Source organism: Phocaeicola coprocola DSM 17136, from assembly GCF_000154845.1.
GTDB lineage: Bacteria > Bacteroidota > Bacteroidia > Bacteroidales > Bacteroidaceae > Phocaeicola > Phocaeicola coprocola.
This window is the reverse complement of sequence record NZ_DS981495.1, coordinates 16,337-33,345: the sequence shown is the minus strand read 5'-3', so window position 1 is coordinate 33,345 and position 17,009 is coordinate 16,337. Positions and strand designations below refer to the sequence as shown.

The 17,009-nt window shown below is 40.8% G+C and carries 17 protein-coding genes and 1 tRNA gene; 8 read left to right on the top strand and 10 right to left on the bottom strand.

The window, feature by feature from the left end; genetic code table 11:
- Nucleotides 1-44: 44 nt before the first annotated feature.
- On the bottom strand, nt 45-3,842 hold the full coding sequence (dnaE, locus tag BACCOP_RS13775; protein WP_007570137.1) for a DNA polymerase III subunit alpha: 3,798 nt from the start codon (nt 3,840-3,842) through the stop codon (nt 45-47).
- 186 nt (nt 3,843-4,028) lie between these two features.
- Between dnaE and BACCOP_RS13770 the strand changes: the two genes are divergently transcribed.
- From BACCOP_RS13770 to BACCOP_RS13760, 3 genes are read left to right on the top strand one after another with little or no spacing between them, the layout of a single operon-like run.
- Complete coding sequence (locus BACCOP_RS13770; RefSeq protein ID WP_007570135.1) at nt 4,029-4,724, top strand: phosphatidylserine decarboxylase family protein; 696 nt, start codon at nt 4,029-4,031, stop codon at nt 4,722-4,724.
- A 20-nt stretch (nt 4,725-4,744) separates the two neighbouring features.
- Nucleotides 4,745-5,449: a CDP-diacylglycerol--serine O-phosphatidyltransferase gene (gene pssA, locus BACCOP_RS13765; RefSeq protein WP_022124779.1), complete on the top strand. Its 705-nt coding sequence runs from the start codon at nt 4,745-4,747 to the stop codon at nt 5,447-5,449.
- A 55-nt stretch (nt 5,450-5,504) separates the two neighbouring features.
- Nucleotides 5,505-5,792: a DUF4834 family protein gene (locus BACCOP_RS13760; protein ID WP_007570131.1), complete on the top strand. Its 288-nt coding sequence runs from the start codon at nt 5,505-5,507 to the stop codon at nt 5,790-5,792.
- Between the two features lie 123 nt (nt 5,793-5,915).
- On the opposite strand, the gene BACCOP_RS13755 is transcribed toward BACCOP_RS13760, so the two are convergent.
- Nucleotides 5,916-6,398, bottom strand: coding sequence for an Lrp/AsnC family transcriptional regulator (locus BACCOP_RS13755; RefSeq protein ID WP_007570128.1), 483 nt, complete (start codon nt 6,396-6,398; stop codon nt 5,916-5,918).
- Between the two features lie 134 nt (nt 6,399-6,532).
- Between BACCOP_RS13755 and BACCOP_RS13750 the strand changes: the two genes are divergently transcribed.
- Together BACCOP_RS13750 and BACCOP_RS13745 are read left to right on the top strand one after the other, a co-directional pair.
- Nucleotides 6,533-7,822, top strand: coding sequence for a M64 family metallopeptidase (locus BACCOP_RS13750; protein WP_007570126.1), 1,290 nt, complete (start codon nt 6,533-6,535; stop codon nt 7,820-7,822).
- Between the two features lie 13 nt (nt 7,823-7,835).
- The gene (locus BACCOP_RS13745) at nt 7,836-8,381 is read left to right on the top strand and encodes a GNAT family N-acetyltransferase (RefSeq protein WP_007570125.1); all 546 of its coding nucleotides are present in this window, start codon (nt 7,836-7,838) and stop codon (nt 8,379-8,381) included.
- A gap of 539 nt (nt 8,382-8,920) precedes the next feature.
- Here BACCOP_RS13745 and BACCOP_RS13740 read toward each other — a convergent pair.
- From BACCOP_RS13740 to BACCOP_RS13705, 8 genes are all read right to left on the bottom strand, one after another.
- A complete protein-coding gene (locus BACCOP_RS13740; RefSeq protein WP_007570123.1) occupies nt 8,921-9,385 on the bottom strand; it encodes an ExbD/TolR family protein in 465 nt (154 codons plus the stop codon).
- A 2-nt stretch (nt 9,386-9,387) separates the two neighbouring features.
- On the bottom strand, nt 9,388-9,975 hold the full coding sequence (locus BACCOP_RS13735; RefSeq protein ID WP_007570122.1) for an ExbD/TolR family protein: 588 nt from the start codon (nt 9,973-9,975) through the stop codon (nt 9,388-9,390).
- Nucleotides 9,976-10,011: 36 nt separating this feature from the next.
- Nucleotides 10,012-10,476, bottom strand: a complete 465-nt coding sequence (locus BACCOP_RS13730) for a hypothetical protein (RefSeq protein WP_007570121.1) — start codon at nt 10,474-10,476, stop codon at nt 10,012-10,014.
- A gap of 10 nt (nt 10,477-10,486) precedes the next feature.
- Nucleotides 10,487-11,290, bottom strand: coding sequence for a MotA/TolQ/ExbB proton channel family protein (locus BACCOP_RS13725; RefSeq protein ID WP_007570120.1), 804 nt, complete (start codon nt 11,288-11,290; stop codon nt 10,487-10,489).
- Between the two features lie 74 nt (nt 11,291-11,364).
- Nucleotides 11,365-11,452: transfer RNA gene (locus tag BACCOP_RS13720), tRNA-Ser, on the bottom strand.
- A 158-nt stretch (nt 11,453-11,610) separates the two neighbouring features.
- Nucleotides 11,611-12,399 (bottom strand): TatD family hydrolase, encoded by a 789-nt coding sequence (locus tag BACCOP_RS13715; RefSeq protein ID WP_007570119.1) that lies wholly within the window; start codon nt 12,397-12,399, stop codon nt 11,611-11,613.
- A 19-nt stretch (nt 12,400-12,418) separates the two neighbouring features.
- The gene (locus BACCOP_RS13710) at nt 12,419-13,402 is read right to left on the bottom strand and encodes a polyprenyl synthetase family protein (RefSeq protein ID WP_007570118.1); all 984 of its coding nucleotides are present in this window, start codon (nt 13,400-13,402) and stop codon (nt 12,419-12,421) included.
- Between the two features lie 100 nt (nt 13,403-13,502).
- Entirely contained in the window at nt 13,503-14,189 is a 687-nt protein-coding gene (locus tag BACCOP_RS13705; RefSeq protein WP_007570117.1) for an energy transducer TonB, read from the bottom strand.
- Nucleotides 14,190-14,362: 173 nt separating this feature from the next.
- Between BACCOP_RS13705 and cmk the strand changes: the two genes are divergently transcribed.
- The 3 genes from cmk (at nt 14,363) to pfkA (ending at nt 16,982) form a co-directional block, all read left to right on the top strand.
- Complete coding sequence (gene cmk / locus BACCOP_RS13700) at nt 14,363-15,055, top strand: (d)CMP kinase (RefSeq protein ID WP_007570116.1); 693 nt, start codon at nt 14,363-14,365, stop codon at nt 15,053-15,055.
- Entirely contained in the window at nt 15,048-15,917 is an 870-nt protein-coding gene (locus BACCOP_RS13695; protein ID WP_007570114.1) for a 4-hydroxy-3-methylbut-2-enyl diphosphate reductase, read from the top strand. Before cmk ends, BACCOP_RS13695 begins: the two co-directional genes overlap by 8 nt.
- Before the next feature lie 84 nt (nt 15,918-16,001).
- Complete coding sequence (gene pfkA / locus BACCOP_RS13690; protein ID WP_007570112.1) at nt 16,002-16,982, top strand: 6-phosphofructokinase; 981 nt, start codon at nt 16,002-16,004, stop codon at nt 16,980-16,982.
- The last annotated feature ends 27 nt before the right edge of the window (nt 16,983-17,009 follow it).

Below are 17,009 nucleotides of genomic sequence, written 5' to 3'. Positions count from 1 at the left end.
AATTCTAGTTGTTTAGGTTATTCAATTATATACGCAAATATATACTAATTTATTTTATAGTCCAACAATGGCTGACTTTTTAAATAATTTACAATGTCTTTTCGTACTGATATTTTCATTGTACGTGACATCAGATTGACATACATCTGTCCGTCTTCATCTCGGATATAGAAGTACAGTTCGGCATTTCCGGGATTTTCTTTTACCAGCGAACTCAGCTCCATAATCATCTCGTCGTTGACAGCAGACAAAGGAGCGGTAACCGTCAGCTTTTCTATCAGCCGGTCTTTTACTTCCGACAGCAGTTCGATGTTATTGATCTTCACTTCCCATTCTTCCTGCTTCCACTGGCGAGGCTGACACTTACCGTGCATAAATAAAAACATTCCTTCGGCAAAAAAGTTTTTCTTTTCTACCCATTCATTGCCAAAAAATGCAAATTCGGCCGTACCGGAATAGTCTTCCACTTTTGCCACGCCAAAAGGTTTTCCTGTTTTGGTATATCCTTCGCGTACACCGGTTACGATACCTCCCAGTGTCAGGTCATGATTCTGCAACGGAGTCAGATCAGACAGTTGTGCCATATGGGTATTGCATACATTTTCAAGTATTACAGAAAACTCATCCAGCGGATGTGCAGACAGATAAATACCTACTAGTTCACGCTCTTTGTTCAAGCGTTCCAGATCGCTCCATGCCGATGCACGGACAATTTCGGGAGTAGCTATTTCCACCTCATGCTCACCACCAAACAACGAATTGGCGGCAGCTGCCTTATCCATCTGATATTTGTTTCCATAACGCACCAGTACTTCGACAAATGTTTCGTCTTTGGCATTCTTTACAAAGAAGTCTTCGCGATGAATGTTCGGGAAGCTGTCGAATGCTCCGGCCAAAGCCAGATTTTCGATATTCTTACGGTTACATGCCGAAAGATTCACACGCTGCACAAAGTCGAAGATATCTTTAAACGGTCCGTTTTTCTGCCGTTCGGTCAAGATGCTTTGTACAGCAGATTCTCCCACTCCCTTAATAGCTCCCAGTCCGAAACGGATATCTCCATGACGGTTTACAGAGAATTTCAGGCTACTTTCGTTTACATCAGGACCCAGTACATTCACCCCGGTAGCCTTACTTTCGTCCATCAGTTTGGTAATTTCGGTAATGTTCGAAATGTTACGGCTCATGGTAGCCGCCATATATTCCGACGGATAGTTGGCTTTCAGATAAGCAGTCTGATAGGCAACCCACGAATAGCAGGTAGCATGCGACTTATTGAAGGCGTAGGAAGCAAATTTTTCCCAGTCTGCCCAGATCTTTTCCAGAATCTTCGGATCATGACCGTTTTTCTTACCTCCCTCGATAAACTTAGGCTTCATATGATCCAGCTTGTCGCGCAACTTCTTACCCATCGCCTTACGCAAGGCATCCGATTCACCACGGGTAAAGTCGGCAAGCAGACGCGACAGCAACATCACCTGCTCCTGATAGACAGTAATACCGTATGTATCTTTCAGATACTTCTCCATGACGGGAATATCGTACTCGATAGGCTTACGTCCTTGCTTACGGTCGATAAAGTCGGGGATATAATCCATCGGTCCCGGACGGTAAAGGGCATTCATGGCAATCAAATCCTCGAACGTAGTCGGCTGAAGTTCACGAAGATATTTCTGCATACCAGCCGATTCGAACTGGAACGTACCGATGGTTCTACCCTCACTATAAAGGCGGTAAGTAGCAGGGTCGTCGATAGGTATCTCGTCTATATTCAGGATAATTCCTTTACTCTGCTTAATATTTTCGAGAGCTTCCTTGATGATGGAGAGTGTCTTCAGCCCCAGGAAGTCCATCTTGATCAGTCCCGTATCTTCAATAACCGAACCTTCATACTGGGTAACGAGCATCTTCTCGCCGGTTTCTTTATCGTCGGCCGTACTGACAGGAACCCAGTCAGTAATATCGTCACGGCAGATAATAGTACCACAGGCATGTACACCCGTATTGCGGACGTTTCCTTCCAACATCTTGGCGTACTTAATGGTATCACGAAGCACAGGGTCCGACGATACTTCGGCTGCCTGAAGCTCGGGCACATAGGCTATTGCATTGGGCAAGTTAAGTTTCTTATCAGGAATCTTATCGGGTACAAGCTTACACAAACGGTCGGACTCCGAAAGAGGCAATTTCTGTACACGTGCTACATCCTTAATGGCAAGCTTGGTAGCCATCGTACCGTATGTAATAATATGAGCAACCTTTTCCTGTCCGTACTTCTCAGTTACCCAATTCAACACGCGTCCTCGTCCGTCATCATCGAAGTCGACATCGATATCAGGCAAAGAAATACGGTCAGGGTTCAGGAAACGCTCGAACAGCAAATCGTATTTGATAGGGTCGATCTGCGTAATACCCAGACAGTAGGCTACAGCCGAACCGGCTGCTGATCCACGTCCCGGACCGACAGATACATCAAGTTGATTGCGGGCCGCAGAAATAAAGTCCTGTACAATAAGGAAGTAACCCGGGAAACCCATGGTTTTCATGATATGAAGTTCGAACTTGATACGTTCTTTTACTTCATCTTCCAGATGCTCACCATAACGGCGGCGTGCTCCGTCGTATGCCAGCTTTGCCAGATAATCGGCTTCCAGCTTGATACGATACAGCTTTTCGTAACCTCCCAGTCGCTCAATCTTGGCCTTTGCCGACGCTTCATCCATGACCACATTGCCATTTTCATCTTGGGTAAATTCATCGAACAAATCTTTTTCGGTGAATTTCTTACGATATTCCTCTTCTGTTCCGAAATCTTCGGGAATGGCAAAAGTAGGCATGATAGGCGCATTATCGATCGAATAAAACTCTACCTGATCGCATATATCGCAAGTATTCGCCAGTGCTTCGGGCACATCGGCAAACACTTCGTTCATTTCTTCACGGGTTTTCATCCACTCCTGTTTGGTATAAAGCATACGGTTAGGATCGTCCAGATCCTTACCCGTACTCAAACAGATTAGACGGTCGTGTGCTTCAGCATTTTCTTCATCGACAAAGTGTACATCGTTTGTACACACCAGTTTGATATTATATTTTTTTGAATACTCTACCAATTTTTGATTTACAACTTCCTGAAGCTTGTAAGTTTCATGATTTGCACGAGGTACAGTAGCCTTGTGACGCTGAAGTTCAAGATAAAAATCATCGCCAAACAGATTCTTATACCACTGGATAGCTTCTTCTGCCTCTGCAAACTGACCTGCCGTAATGCGGCGTGGAATCTCTCCACCCAAACATGCCGAACAGACAATCAGTCCTTCGTGATATTTTTCCAGTTCCACACGGTCGGTACGCGGACGCATATAGAATCCCTCGGTCCATGCTTTCGATACCAGTTTGATAAGGTTGTGATAACCCTTCAGGTTTTTAGCAAGTACCACCAGGTGGTATCCACTCTGGTCAGCCTTTCCTTCCTTATCAGTCAGACGACGGCGTGCGACATACATTTCACAACCGATAATCGGCTTGAAGAGCTTCTTCTTGGCAGCTTCCAACTGTTCACGGCAAGCAGCAAGGTCGACTTCCGGATTCTCCGACTCAGCTTTTCCACTTTCCAGTGCAGCTATCTTTTTCTTCAAATCCTTTATTTCACCGTTGGTCCCGCCATTCTTCTTATTTACATAATTGAAGAATTCCTTTATACCGAACATATCACCATGATCGGTAACAGCAATGCCTCGCATGCCGTTGGCTATGGCTTTATCTACTAAACGGGGAATTGATGCCTGACCATCGAGAATAGAATATTGAGTATGGACGTGCAAATGAACAAAATCTTGCATATTTTCATTATTAAAAACAGAGTTCAAAGATACCGAGCTTTCGGAGAACAACCAACTACAAACGATAAAACTTGTAACGAATGAATACTTTTTAGTAAAAAAAAGGCATAAAGGACAATTCTAACGGTTGTTTATTTGGCAGGTTTTTAAATTAAATATATTTTTGCACGATAAATAAACTTTGTTATGACCCGATTGAACAAAATAAAAAAGATAAAGAAAATAAGATTACACCGGGAAGGTACTCACATTCTAATCACCAGCGCACTTTTATTGCTTATTGTCAACGCAGCATTGTATTGGGGATTAGAGTGCAAAATGCCTTTCTACATCATAGCTTTTGCCAGCATCATTCTTTACCTGCTGATGGCAAATTTTTTCCGTTGCCCTATCCGTCTGTTCGATGGTGAAACAGAAAAAATTGTCGTAGCCCCTGCCGATGGTCGTATCGTTGTGATAGAGGAAGTAGATGAGCATGAATATTTTCATGACCGTCGTCTGATGATTTCTATCTTTATGGATATTACAAACGTTCATGCCAACTGGTATCCGGTAGATGGAGTTATTCGTCACGTTGATCATCATAACGGACGTTTCATGAAAGCATGGTTACCGAAAGCGAGTACAGAAAACGAACGCTCGATGGTGGTAATAGATACTCCGGAAGGACATACGGTCATGGCCAGACAGATTGCGGGAGCAGTAGCACGCCGTATCGTTACTTATGCAGAAAAAGGAGAAGACTGCTACATTGACGAACACATGGGATTCATAAAATTCGGATCACGTGTAGACGTATATTTGCCTCTGGGAACTGAAGTGTGCGTTAAGATGGGGCAAAAGACAACAGGTAATCAGACTGTCATAGCAAAATTAAAGTAATACAGGAAGGAAGCAAAAACATGGCAAACGCAATCGTTCGCAATATTCCCAATACACTTACAAGCTGCAACTTGTTTTCAGGTTGTATAGCTGCGTATATGGCTTTTCATGGCAATTATAAGGAAGCCTTATTATTCATTGTATTAGGTGCTATGTTCGATTTCTTTGATGGAATGACCGCACGTTTGCTACATGTATCATCTCCTATCGGTAAAGAACTAGACTCACTGGCTGATGACATTACATTCGGACTGGCTCCGGCAGCCATTGCTTTTTCCTTGTTCAAGGAAGTATATTATCCGGATTTTTTAATGCCGGTAGCAGGCATTATGCCATACACGGCTTTTCTGATTGCTGTATTCTCGGGATTAAGACTAGCCAAATTTAATATAGACGAACGCCAGACCAGTTCTTTTATCGGCATGCCTACGCCTGCCAATGCATTATTCTGGGCTTCATTGGCTGTAGGAGGACATTCTTTTTTAATATCCGACAATTTTAATGCTATCTATCTTTTTGTATTAGTGGTAGTCATGTCATTACTGCTTGTCGCAGAACTGCCAATGTTCTCATTGAAGTTTAAAGATTTGTCTTGGGGACACAACAAAGTCAGTTATATATTTTTGATTGTCAGTCTGCCATTGCTTATCATTTTCCAGTTAAGCGGTATAGCAGCGGTCATTATCTGGTATATTCTCCTGTCATTGGCAACACGTAAAAAATAATTAAAACAATAATCGCGGCACGGTTATTGTTACTTTATGAATAAAAACAATAACTATGTTTCATATTTTAGGATTTCTATTTTTTTTCATTCTGATAATTCTTGTTATCGGACTTGCCTTAATCTCCAAGGTGATACGTACAATATTAGGAATCGGTCGTCGTATGACAACCGGAAACGCATCTTCCTCGACTAATACGAGTTCACGAAACAGTCAGTATAACTCATCATCTTCCAGCGAAAGCAATTCACAGCGTCAGCCCAATGAAACTACATCGGGCAGGAAAAAGATATTTGGAAGTGACGAGGGTGAATATATTGACTTTGAAGAGGTAAAGGAATAAGAAACTGAGAATATTCAAAGGATATCAAAATAATTTCCCCACTTAAAAAAGACTTTCTTTTTACAGATAAGTCTGTTTTTAAGTGGGGAAACTTTTTTATATCTCTATACTCAATATATCAGGTTATTCTTCATCATCGTCCACCAAATCTTGTATCGGCATCTGACGCTTAATAGCCTCACGGAAAGAAATAATGGTTTCCGAACGCGCCAATCCCAAAGGCTGCAACTTATCGTGGATAATATTTAGCAAGTGATGATTGTTTCTGGCGTAAATCTTTATGAACATGTCATATTGTCCGGTTGTATAATGACACTCTACCACTTCGGGAATACATTTTAGAGCTTCTGTCACCGAATCAAATTGTTCGGGATCTCTCAGAAACAAACCAATATAAGCACAAGTTTCATAACCGACCTTTTCAGGATCTATTATAAACTCGGAGCCTTTCAGTATTCCCAAGTTTGTCAACTTTTGAATACGCTGATGAATCGCTGCACCCGAGACATTACAAGCACGAGCTACTTCCAGAAATGGAATACGAGCATTGTCAGCAATCAAGCGCAAAATCTGTTCGTCTAATTTGTCTAATTGATGATGTCCCATTGATTAATGTTTTATTTGGTACAAATATAGTATATTTATTCCATACGCTAGATACCAATTATAACTTTTATCTTTGTTTTAGCAGTAAATTGGCAGATAGTCCTATCTTTGTAAAAATTTAAATCTTTTGAATTATGAGAAAAAATATATGGGCGGCATTGCTGATTTCAGCATGCACGCAGATTGGAGCATATGCACAAAACTTCGATGATTTCTTTATTAATAAAACACTGAGAGTAGATTATTTGTTCAACGGAAATGCGCAAAAACAAGAAATAAGCCTTGATGAACTGGTATCACTTCCCGGATGGGCCGGAAGAAGAAATTTTCTTGATAAACTTCCGTTAGAAGGCAACGGACAGATTACAATGAAAGATAAGGCATCTGGAAAGGTAATATACCGTACATCCTTTTCCAGCCTATTCCAAGAATGGGTAAGTGAAGAGGAAGCCAGCCGTGTGACCAGGGGATTCGAAAACACTTTTTTACTTCCCTATCCTAAACAACCAGCAACGGTAACCATCGAACTGAAGAACGTTTATCATCAGGCCTGTGCTTCACTCACGCATGAAATCAATCCGGATGATATCCTTATTCACCAACGCGGTACAACGCATATAACTCCTCATCGCTATCTGCTTCAAAACGGTACACCCGAAAAATGTATTGATCTCGCTATCATGGCTGAAGGATATACCGAAGACGAAATGGAAACCTTCTACAAAGACTCCCAGACTGCTTGTGAAGCAATATTTGCTCACGAACCATTCAAGCATCTGAAAGAACGTTTCAACGTCGTAGCAGTAGCTACACCTTCTCACGATAGTGGAGTGAGCATTCCGAGAAAAAGGAAATGGAAAAATACTGCTGTCAGTTCTCATTTTGATACATTCTATTCCGACCGCTACTTGACAACTCGCAGCGTAAAAGCCATGCATAACTGGCTTGCTGGCATTCCTTATGAGCATATCATTATTCTGGCCAATACTGACACTTACGGTGGAGGAGGTATCTATAATTCATACTTGCTGACTACAGCACATCACCCGATGTTTAAGCCCGTAGTAGTACATGAGTTAGGCCATAGTTTCGGAGGATTAGGTGACGAATATGCGTATGACACAGCTCCCAGTCCGCAATACCCATATAGCGTAGAACCATGGGAACCTAATATAACTACACTGGTTGATTTTGAAAGCAAATGGAAAGATATGCTTCCGGCACAAACTCCTGTCCCCACTCCAGCAGAAACAGACCCTAATACGATATACACTAAAGTAGGTGTATACGAAGGAGGAGGATATACATTAAAAGGAATCTATCGTCCGACAACAGAATGCAGAATGAAAATAAACGAAGCACCTCGTTTCTGTCCTGTTTGCGAACGTTCACTCGAAAAAACAATTCATTTCTATACCGATTAAAATATTTAAAACCATGTTGACATTTACCAAAATCCAAACGAATCACAAACATTATGACTTTGTAGAAGAACTTTTACATCAGTCATTTCCTCTTAACGAGCGCAGAGATGATGATTGCCAACGGTTTAATACAGACAATAACCCGTTATTCCACTGCTATCTGATTACAGAAAACGTGGATGAAAAAGAAGAGAGTCTTATCGGATTGATTACAGTCTGGGAATTAAATGGTTTTCGATATGTAGAACATTTGGCTACCTCACCAGCCATACGTAATAAAGGCTATGGTAAACTTATCATGGAAACTCTCAAAAAGAAATTCTCAGGAATTATCATCTTGGAAGTAGAAAGACCAGAAGATGAAATGAGCAAGCGCCGGATAGAATTTTATAAGCGATGTGGCTTTTCTCTTTGTGAAAAAGACTACATTCAGCCAGCCTACAGAAAGGGAGGTGAAGGAGTACCTTTATATCTGATGTATATTGGAACAGATAACATAGATCCGCAATATCCTGAAATAAGAAATGAGATCTATCAAAAAGTATATAATGTAAATTAGAAAGGGCCTCAATTACCATCGCAATTCTCATAAACACATAAATATAGCTGAAGATATATCAATCTCTAATTGCATAAAGATAATCGTATAAGTTGACGCTTGAATATCTTTATCGAAAATAGAAAGACGCTACCAAAAGATAATGTGTTTTCTAAAAATGAGGCTGTTTCAAAATAGAACAGCGAAAGTAAAAATCTTACAGATTAAAACTGAGAAATAAAATCTCCTGCTTTAGTCTTTATTTATTATAATAATAGGACTAAAAGCAGGAGTTTTTTATGTCGTAATTTATATAGATGATAAGTAAACCTATCTCAGTTTTTTATTTTGATACAGCTCCATTTTAATGGAGCATACTGGCCTTTTCATTATAGATTTACCTCCCTTTAATATTTCTGAATATTCGTTTTAATCTAACAGAATCTGCAAGAATAAACCTGAAAGACAATAAGAAACGGCATACTTTGATTATCTCAATAAAAAAAGAGAGGTTACTCTTCAACGGAGTAACCTCTCTCATTATAGCTTATCTTAAACTATTACTGACGCTGTGTAGCAGAATAGTTAATCTTCAAAGCATAAGCCTGACGAAGTGCCTGTTTTACTTCTGTTACAATACCCATCTTAGTCTTAGCATCGACTTTCAATGATACAGTCATAAACGGCTTATCAGCTTCTTTCATGTTTTCACGTTCCTGATAGATGTAGTCCTGAACTTCTGATGCTTCAGCAAACTTATCATTCAACTGAATACGGTCAGTAGTACCCATCTTCTTCTGGAATTCCGGCAAAGGTTTACCGATATAGATGAAAGAAACCAAAGATTTCTTTTCAAGCTTTTCCAATTCTGTAGCCTGAGGAACCTTAAACTGAACCTTCAATGTAACTTCACGCATAGTTGTTACAATCATGAAGAAGAACAACATGGTAAAGATAAGGTCAGGCAAAGAAGAGGTGTTCAATTCAGGCATCTCACGCTTGCCACTCTTATTAAATTTTCCCATGATTAGTTTCCTCCATATTTTTTAGGTTCTGCTTCAGAAATCTTTTGTGGATAGTAATCCATAATAGCATCCTTCTCTTCCTCTGAACATTCTGCATATTCCTTACCAAACTTAGACTTAGCAAGTTCGCTACGTAATTCGTTATATGCAGCTACCAATTCATTCTGAACCTGAAGGTAAGCTTCATAGCTTGTACCAACGTCGTTCTGTACAGAAATTACATGCTTTTCAGTAATCATCACATCACCAAAGAATGGGATATTCTTTGCATGCTTTTCAGGCATGTTAGGATCATCATTCGGGTTTGCAATGAATTCTTTAGCCTTTTCTCTTAATTGCTTAATATCAGACCATTCTCCACCAACCATCAACTGGTCGTCTTTGTTCAAACGAACCTGGAGAACGTTTCTTTCCTTAACAATGATATCATCTTTCTGATCTTTGTTTTCTGGTGGAGGCGGCAAACGTCTCGCCAAACCACGGTCAGTATCCATTGATGTTGTAATAAGGAAGAAGATAAGCAACATGAAGGCGATATCTGCCGTTGAACTAGCATTAATTCCCGGCACTTTTCTATTCCTTTTTGCCATTTTTACTTACTTCGTTTAATTAAACTTCAATGATAATTACTTTTTAAAGATACCAGACAAGTTAATCAATGTACCGATAGCTGCGATACCGAACAATACATAAGTAGAGTAAAGCAACATATCAGAAACTTTCAACATTGTTACATCTGAATATTCAGATCCGTCACCTAAAACAACAGTTTCAGAAGAACCGATATTGTAAGTTACGATTAACAGTACAACCAATAAGATCAATCCCAGCAAAGATTTAACAGCGCCTTTCGGATTATCTTTCAATGCTCCACCAAACTGAGCGATAGCACCAATAAGTGTAGCAATAACAGTCACAGCAAACATTCCGTACATTAAGTACATCAGAGCTGGCGTATTAGCAGGTTCAACCAAACCTGCTGCATTTGTTTCGTTGTATCCTACTCCGAAGAACATGCCAAGCACAACCAAGATAAGGGCGATGCAGACATAGAATACGTAGTAAGAAACTTTGTATGATAATTTAGCCATTGTTCAAAAATTATTTTTTGTATTTCAAGTTGTATTTCATGATCATATCAAGCAATGTGATAGAAGAATCTTCCATCTGACTTGTGATAGCTTCAATCTTAGAAAGAATGTAGTTATAGAATACCTGAAGAATCAATGCTACAATCAAACCGAAGATAGTAGTGATCAACGCAACTTTCATACCACCAGCAACAACTGTCGGAGAGATATCACCTGCACGCTGGATATTATCGAACGCCATAACCATACCGATTACAGTACCCAAGAATCCCAAAGACGGAGCCATTGCGATGAACAGTGTAATCCAAGAACATCCTTTTTCAAGGTAACCAGCCTGAACACCACCGTAAGATACTACAGAACGTTCAACAACGTCTACACCTTCGTCGATTCTCATCAGACCCTGATAGCAGATAGAAGCAACAGGACCACGAGTGTTACGGCAAATAGTCTTAGCACCTTCTACATCACCTTTTTCCAAAGCTGCTTCAACTTTAGCCATCAATTTTTTAACGTCAACTTCTGCCAAGCTCAAGTAAATGATACGTTCGATACAGAAAGCCAAACCAAGTACCAATGCGATAGCAACCAATGACATAAAGCCAGCGTCACCTTCGATAAACTTAGTTTTCAACTCTTTGTGCATACTGCCTTCTTCAACTGTAGCAGTAGCTACTTCTTCAGTTGCAGCAGGTGCAACCTGTTCTGTTTGTTCTGGAGCTGCTGTAGCTGTAGAATCCTGAGCCATAGCTGTCTGAGTCATTCCAAATGAGAGGACTCCCATCACTGCAAGAATTGCAAATAACTTTTTCATTGTGTGTCTAATTTTTAAGATTAAATAATTAATAGTTATAAATTGTTTTTAATTGTTTCATCTTTTTCTCACTGCGGAGAGAACGGGATTCGAACCCGTGATACGCTTTTGGCGTATACACGCTTTCCAGGCGTGCCTCTTCAACCACTCGAGCACCTCTCCTCATGACCTCGCTTGAAAGCCTTTTTCTTAAATCGAACGCAAATTACAAATAAAAATGCGAACGGCAAGCGATTTCAGCCACAAATGTATTCTTTTTTTTCGTCTTACATAACATTCACTAGCCAAAAGTTTATTTATACCCCTAAAATTAATAAACTTTAAAAACTATTCTCGGCATTTTTAAAAACTTTCAGCGCGTTTTCCGAGGTCACACGACCTATTTCCGACAAGGAAACATCATACACTTCGGATAGTTTTTCGGCCACTTTTACCAGGTATGCACTTTCATTGCGCTTTCCTCTATAAGGAACTGGTGCCAGATAAGGTGAATCTGTTTCCAGGGCTAAACGCTTCAAAGGTACAGATTTCAAAACTTCCGGCAAAATACTTTTCTTAAAAGTTACGACTCCATTTATGCCAAACATAAATCCAGAATACTCCATCAGCTTATGTGCGTCCTCTATTGTACCGGTAAAACTATGAAATATTCCGGTAAGTGATGTTTTACGATAGGGTTCCAGAACTTCAAGCAACTCCGGATAAGCCTCACGACAGTGAATAATCAGCGGTAAATCATACTCAAGAGCCCATTTCACCTGAATATCGAGTACCTCCATCTGCTCTTTTTTAAATGTCTTATCCCAGTATAAGTCCATCCCTACCTCTCCGATACCATAGAAAACTTGCTCCGAGCGCAACCATTTTTCTACCGTACCCAGACGTTCTTTCCAGTTTTCATCTACCGAAGTCGGATGAAAACCTATCATGGGATAGCACCCATCGTGAGAGTTACATAAAGCCAACATAGCTTCTACTGAAGTATCATCTATATTCGGCATAAAAAGACGTGTCACTCCGGCCTCTGTAGCACGAATAATTGCCAACTCACGATCTTCATCAAACTCTTCTGCAAAGAGATGTGTATGTGTATCGATTAAAGCTACCATATTGCTTATTTATTAAACGTTATAAATTACGTTCCATCAAACTCATTACAAAATCAGACAGTTTTTTCTTGTATTCTTCTTCCACGTTCACCTCTTTCAGCAGCCTCATTCCTTCATGATAATATTCATTTATCTTATCTCGGCATATATTCTGCAAGCCCACCTTATTATATATAGCAGTAACAGCTTCTATCTTCTGGGCTGGTACATAGTCTTCAGCTTTCAACCATTCTTGCAAGGAAGCACGTGTCTTGTCATCCGACTTTTCCAATGCTGTTATCAGCATAAACGTTTTCTTATTACATAAAATATCACCTCCGATATTTTTGCCAAATACCAGCGGATCACCATATACATCCAAATAGTCATCCTGCAATTGGAAAGCAAGCCCTATCTGTATACCAAAATCATAAAGCAACTGTGCATCTTTTTCCGAAGCTCCTCCAAGCACCGCTCCTATTTTTAAAGCACCGGCAAGCAGAACTGAAGTTTTCAAGCGAATCATTTCCATATATTCATCAACAGTCACATCTTCTCTGGATTCGAATTCCATATCCCATTGCTGTCCATCACAAACTTCCAGAGCCGTACGCGAGAAGATATCCATAACCTGATGTGTATATTCTACCGGACACCCCTGCATCATAAACTGAAAAGAAAGTATCAGCATTGCATCTCCGGAAAGAATAGCTGTATTTTCATCCCATTTTTTATGAACGGTAGGTTTTCCACGGCGCATATCCGCTTTATCCATCAAGTCATCATGCAAAAGCGTAAAGTTATGATAAGTTTCTATTGCCGCAGCCTGAGAGAATATTGCCTGCACATCTTCCTTAAACAGGTTATAGGCAAGCAGCATTAACACCGGTCTCAGTCTTTTACCTCCCAGTCCTAACACATATTCTATCGGGTCGTACAATCCTTTAGGTTCATGAGAATAAGGCAATGATTCGATATAAGCATGAATTTGCTTCAATAATTCTTTTGAAGTCTGTTGCTCCATGATTTTTCTTTTTATTAAGGTTATAAAAAATTTTTAGGCACGAATGCACAGTTTTCAATTCTGCGCAATCCGTGCCTAAACAATATTATCTAGGAAAAGCTTACTGCAACTTGAATGTTACAGGTACGGTATATTTTACACGTACAGCTTTACCACGCTGCTTACCTGGTTTCCACTTCGGCATCATCTGGATCACGCGAAGTGCTTCCTTGTCCAAATACGGGTCAACACTACGAACAACAACCGGATCAACGATAGAACCATCCTGGTTTACAACGAACTGTACGATAACACGTCCCTGTACACCATTTTCCTGTGCGATAGTCGGATACTTGATGTTCTTAGCCAAGAACTTCAAACATTCTGCCATACCACCTGGGAATTCCGGCATTTCTTCTACTACCTGGAAGATCTGCTGTTCTTCAACTTCCTCTTCTTCTACGACTTCAGGTACATACTTGATGTCAATAGCTTCACCTTTATCTTCGTTAGACTGAATAGTAGATTCTTCTACATCTGCATCATTTTCTGCAATCTGCAAAACTTCTTCTACTTTCGGTGCTTCGGGAGGTGGAGGAGCTTGTTTTGGTTCTTCCTGTTCCGTAATAGGAACCATTTCTTCTTCAAAAGGCACATCTACAATACCACTATCGGCAGTGATTACGACATCACGTTTGGTCCATTCAAACGCAACGAACATTGCTGCCAATATCAGCACGAGCCCGATCAGTAAACCAGTGGTCTTCTTGCCTTCAAGATCGGCTTTCGGCGATTTTTTAATTTCCATAAAAAAACTTTTATAGGTTAATAAATTCTCTGTTCGGCAAATGTAGTGCAAATCTTCGAATATGCAACAAGATAAGGGTGAAAAATTGCAAAATACGTTCATTCCGTACTATCTGTCACGAAAATAGACTATCTTTGACTTCTGATTCTTTTTAACTCTATAATAAATAAGGTATGAACAAAATCATCATTGCAATCGACGGGTTTTCTTCCTGCGGAAAAAGTACAATGGCAAAAGATCTGGCTAAAGAAATCGGTTATATATATATAGACAGCGGAGCAATGTACCGGGCTGTTACTCTTTACTGTATCGAGCACGGACTTTTCCTGGCGGATGGAAGCATCGATGAAGATAAGCTAAAGCAGCAGATGAGCAATATTCATATATCATTCCGTCTAGATACAGAAAGCGGACGTCCTCGTACATTTCTGAACGGAACGGATGTAGAAAACCAGATCCGGACATTAGAGGTATCCTCACTTGTCAGCCCTGTTGCAGCTTTGGGATTTGTACGTGAGGCTCTCGTACGCCAGCAGCAGGAACTTGGTAAAGAAAAAGGTATCGTAATGGACGGAAGAGATATCGGCACAGCGGTATTTCCTGATGCAGAACTGAAAATATTCGTCACTGCATCTGCCGAAATTCGTGCACAGCGACGCTATGACGAACTGAAAGCCAAAGGACAGGAAGCGTCTTTCGAAGATATCCTGCATAACGTAGAAGAACGCGACCGCATAGACCAGACGCGTGAAGTAAGTCCTTTGCGCAAAGCAGACGATGCAATACTGCTGGACAACAGCAACATGACTATTGCAGAACAGAAAGAATGGCTTATGAATCAATATCTTCAGGCAACTCATGCTTAAAGTAGAAATAGACGAAGGGTCAGGCTTCTGTTTCGGAGTAACTACTGCTATCCGGAAGACAGAAGAGGAACTGGCAAAGAGCGATACGCTTTATTGCCTGGGAGACATTGTGCATAACGGACGTGAATGTGAACGCCTCAAACAACTGGGACTGAATACAATCGACCACGAGGAGTTTGCACGGCTTAAAAACACCAAAGTTCTGCTCCGTGCTCACGGAGAACCTCCCCGCACCTACGAACTGGCTAAACAGAACAATATAGAACTTATTGATGCAACCTGCCCTGTCGTACTTCGCCTGCAGAAGCGAATCAAACAAGAATTCGACACTCCAAATCCGGAAGGACGGGAAAAACAAATCGTAATATTCGGGAAAAACGGACACGCTGAAGTATTGGGACTGGTAGGCCAGACCAACGGTCAGGCTATCATTATAGAAAATCTGGAAGAAGCCGAGAAGCTTGATTTCAGCAAAGACATCCGTCTGTACTCACAGACAACCAAGTCACTGGATGAATTCCGGCAGATCGTTGCATACATTCAAGAACATATTTCACCCAATGCGACTTTTCAGTATTACGATACAATATGCCGTCAGGTAGCAAACCGCATGCCTGATATACGCAAGTTTGCAGCCCGCCACGATCTGGTATTCTTTGTATGCGGACATAAAAGTTCAAACGGGAAGATTTTGTTTCAGGAATGTCTCAAGGTAAATCCTAATTCTTATCAGATAGACCGACCAGAGGAAATCGACCGGAAACTGCTGGAAGGCGTGCAGTCCATCGGAATATGTGGGGCAACCTCCACACCGAAATGGTTGATGGAAGCCTGCCGAGAAACAATTTTGTCGTATTCTTGACATCCAAAAATACAGACTTTTATTTGCTTGTAAACTAGTTTTTTAATACTTTTGCTCCAAAAGATTTTAATAAAGAAATAACATATGGGAATTATTAAATGTATTGGTATCTTGACTTCAGGTGGCGATGCTCCTGGAATGAATGCTGCAATCCGCGCCGTCACTCGTTCGGCTATATACAACGGACTGACCGTAAAAGGTATTTATCGAGGATACAAAGGCCTCATCACCGGTGAAATTCAAGAGTTCAAAACCCAAAATGTCAGCAATATCATACAGCAGGGAGGTACTATCCTGAAAACTGCACGCTGTCAGGAATTCAAGACTCCGGAAGGACGTAAAATAGCTTACGAAACCATGCAGCGTGAAGGCATTGACGCACTGGTAGTCATCGGTGGTGACGGTTCACTTACCGGAGCACGTCTGCTGGCACAAGAATTCGATGTTCCTTGTATCGGATTGCCTGGAACAATCGATAACGATTTGTACGGAACAGATACAACAATCGGATATGATACAGCTCTGAACACAATTCTGGATGCAGTCGACAAAATCCGCGACACTGCAACTTCACACGAACGTTTGTTCTTCGTAGAGGTTATGGGACGCGACGCCGGCTTCCTGGCGCTGAACGGAGCTATTGCAGCAGGTGCCGAAGCTGCAATCATTCCTGAATTCAATACAGAAGTCGACCAGCTGGAAGAGTTCATTAAGAACGGATTCCGTAAATCAAAGAGCAGCTCTATCGTACTGGTAGCCGAAAGTGAAATCACAGGTGGAGCTATGCATTATGCAGAACGTGTAAAGAACGAATATCCGCAATATGATGTACGTGTAACTATTCTGGGACACTTGCAACGTGGTGGTAAACCGACTGCACACGACCGTATCATTGCCAGCCGAATGGGTGTAGCAAGTATTCAGGCTTTGATGGAAGGACAGCGCAATGTAATGATCGGTATAGAAAATGACCAGATTGTTTATGTTCCGTTTACAAAGGCTATCAAAAACGACAAGCCTATCGACCATGAACTTGTCAATGTTCTCCACGAATTATCAATCTGATAAATAGAAGTTATATATATAAAAAAC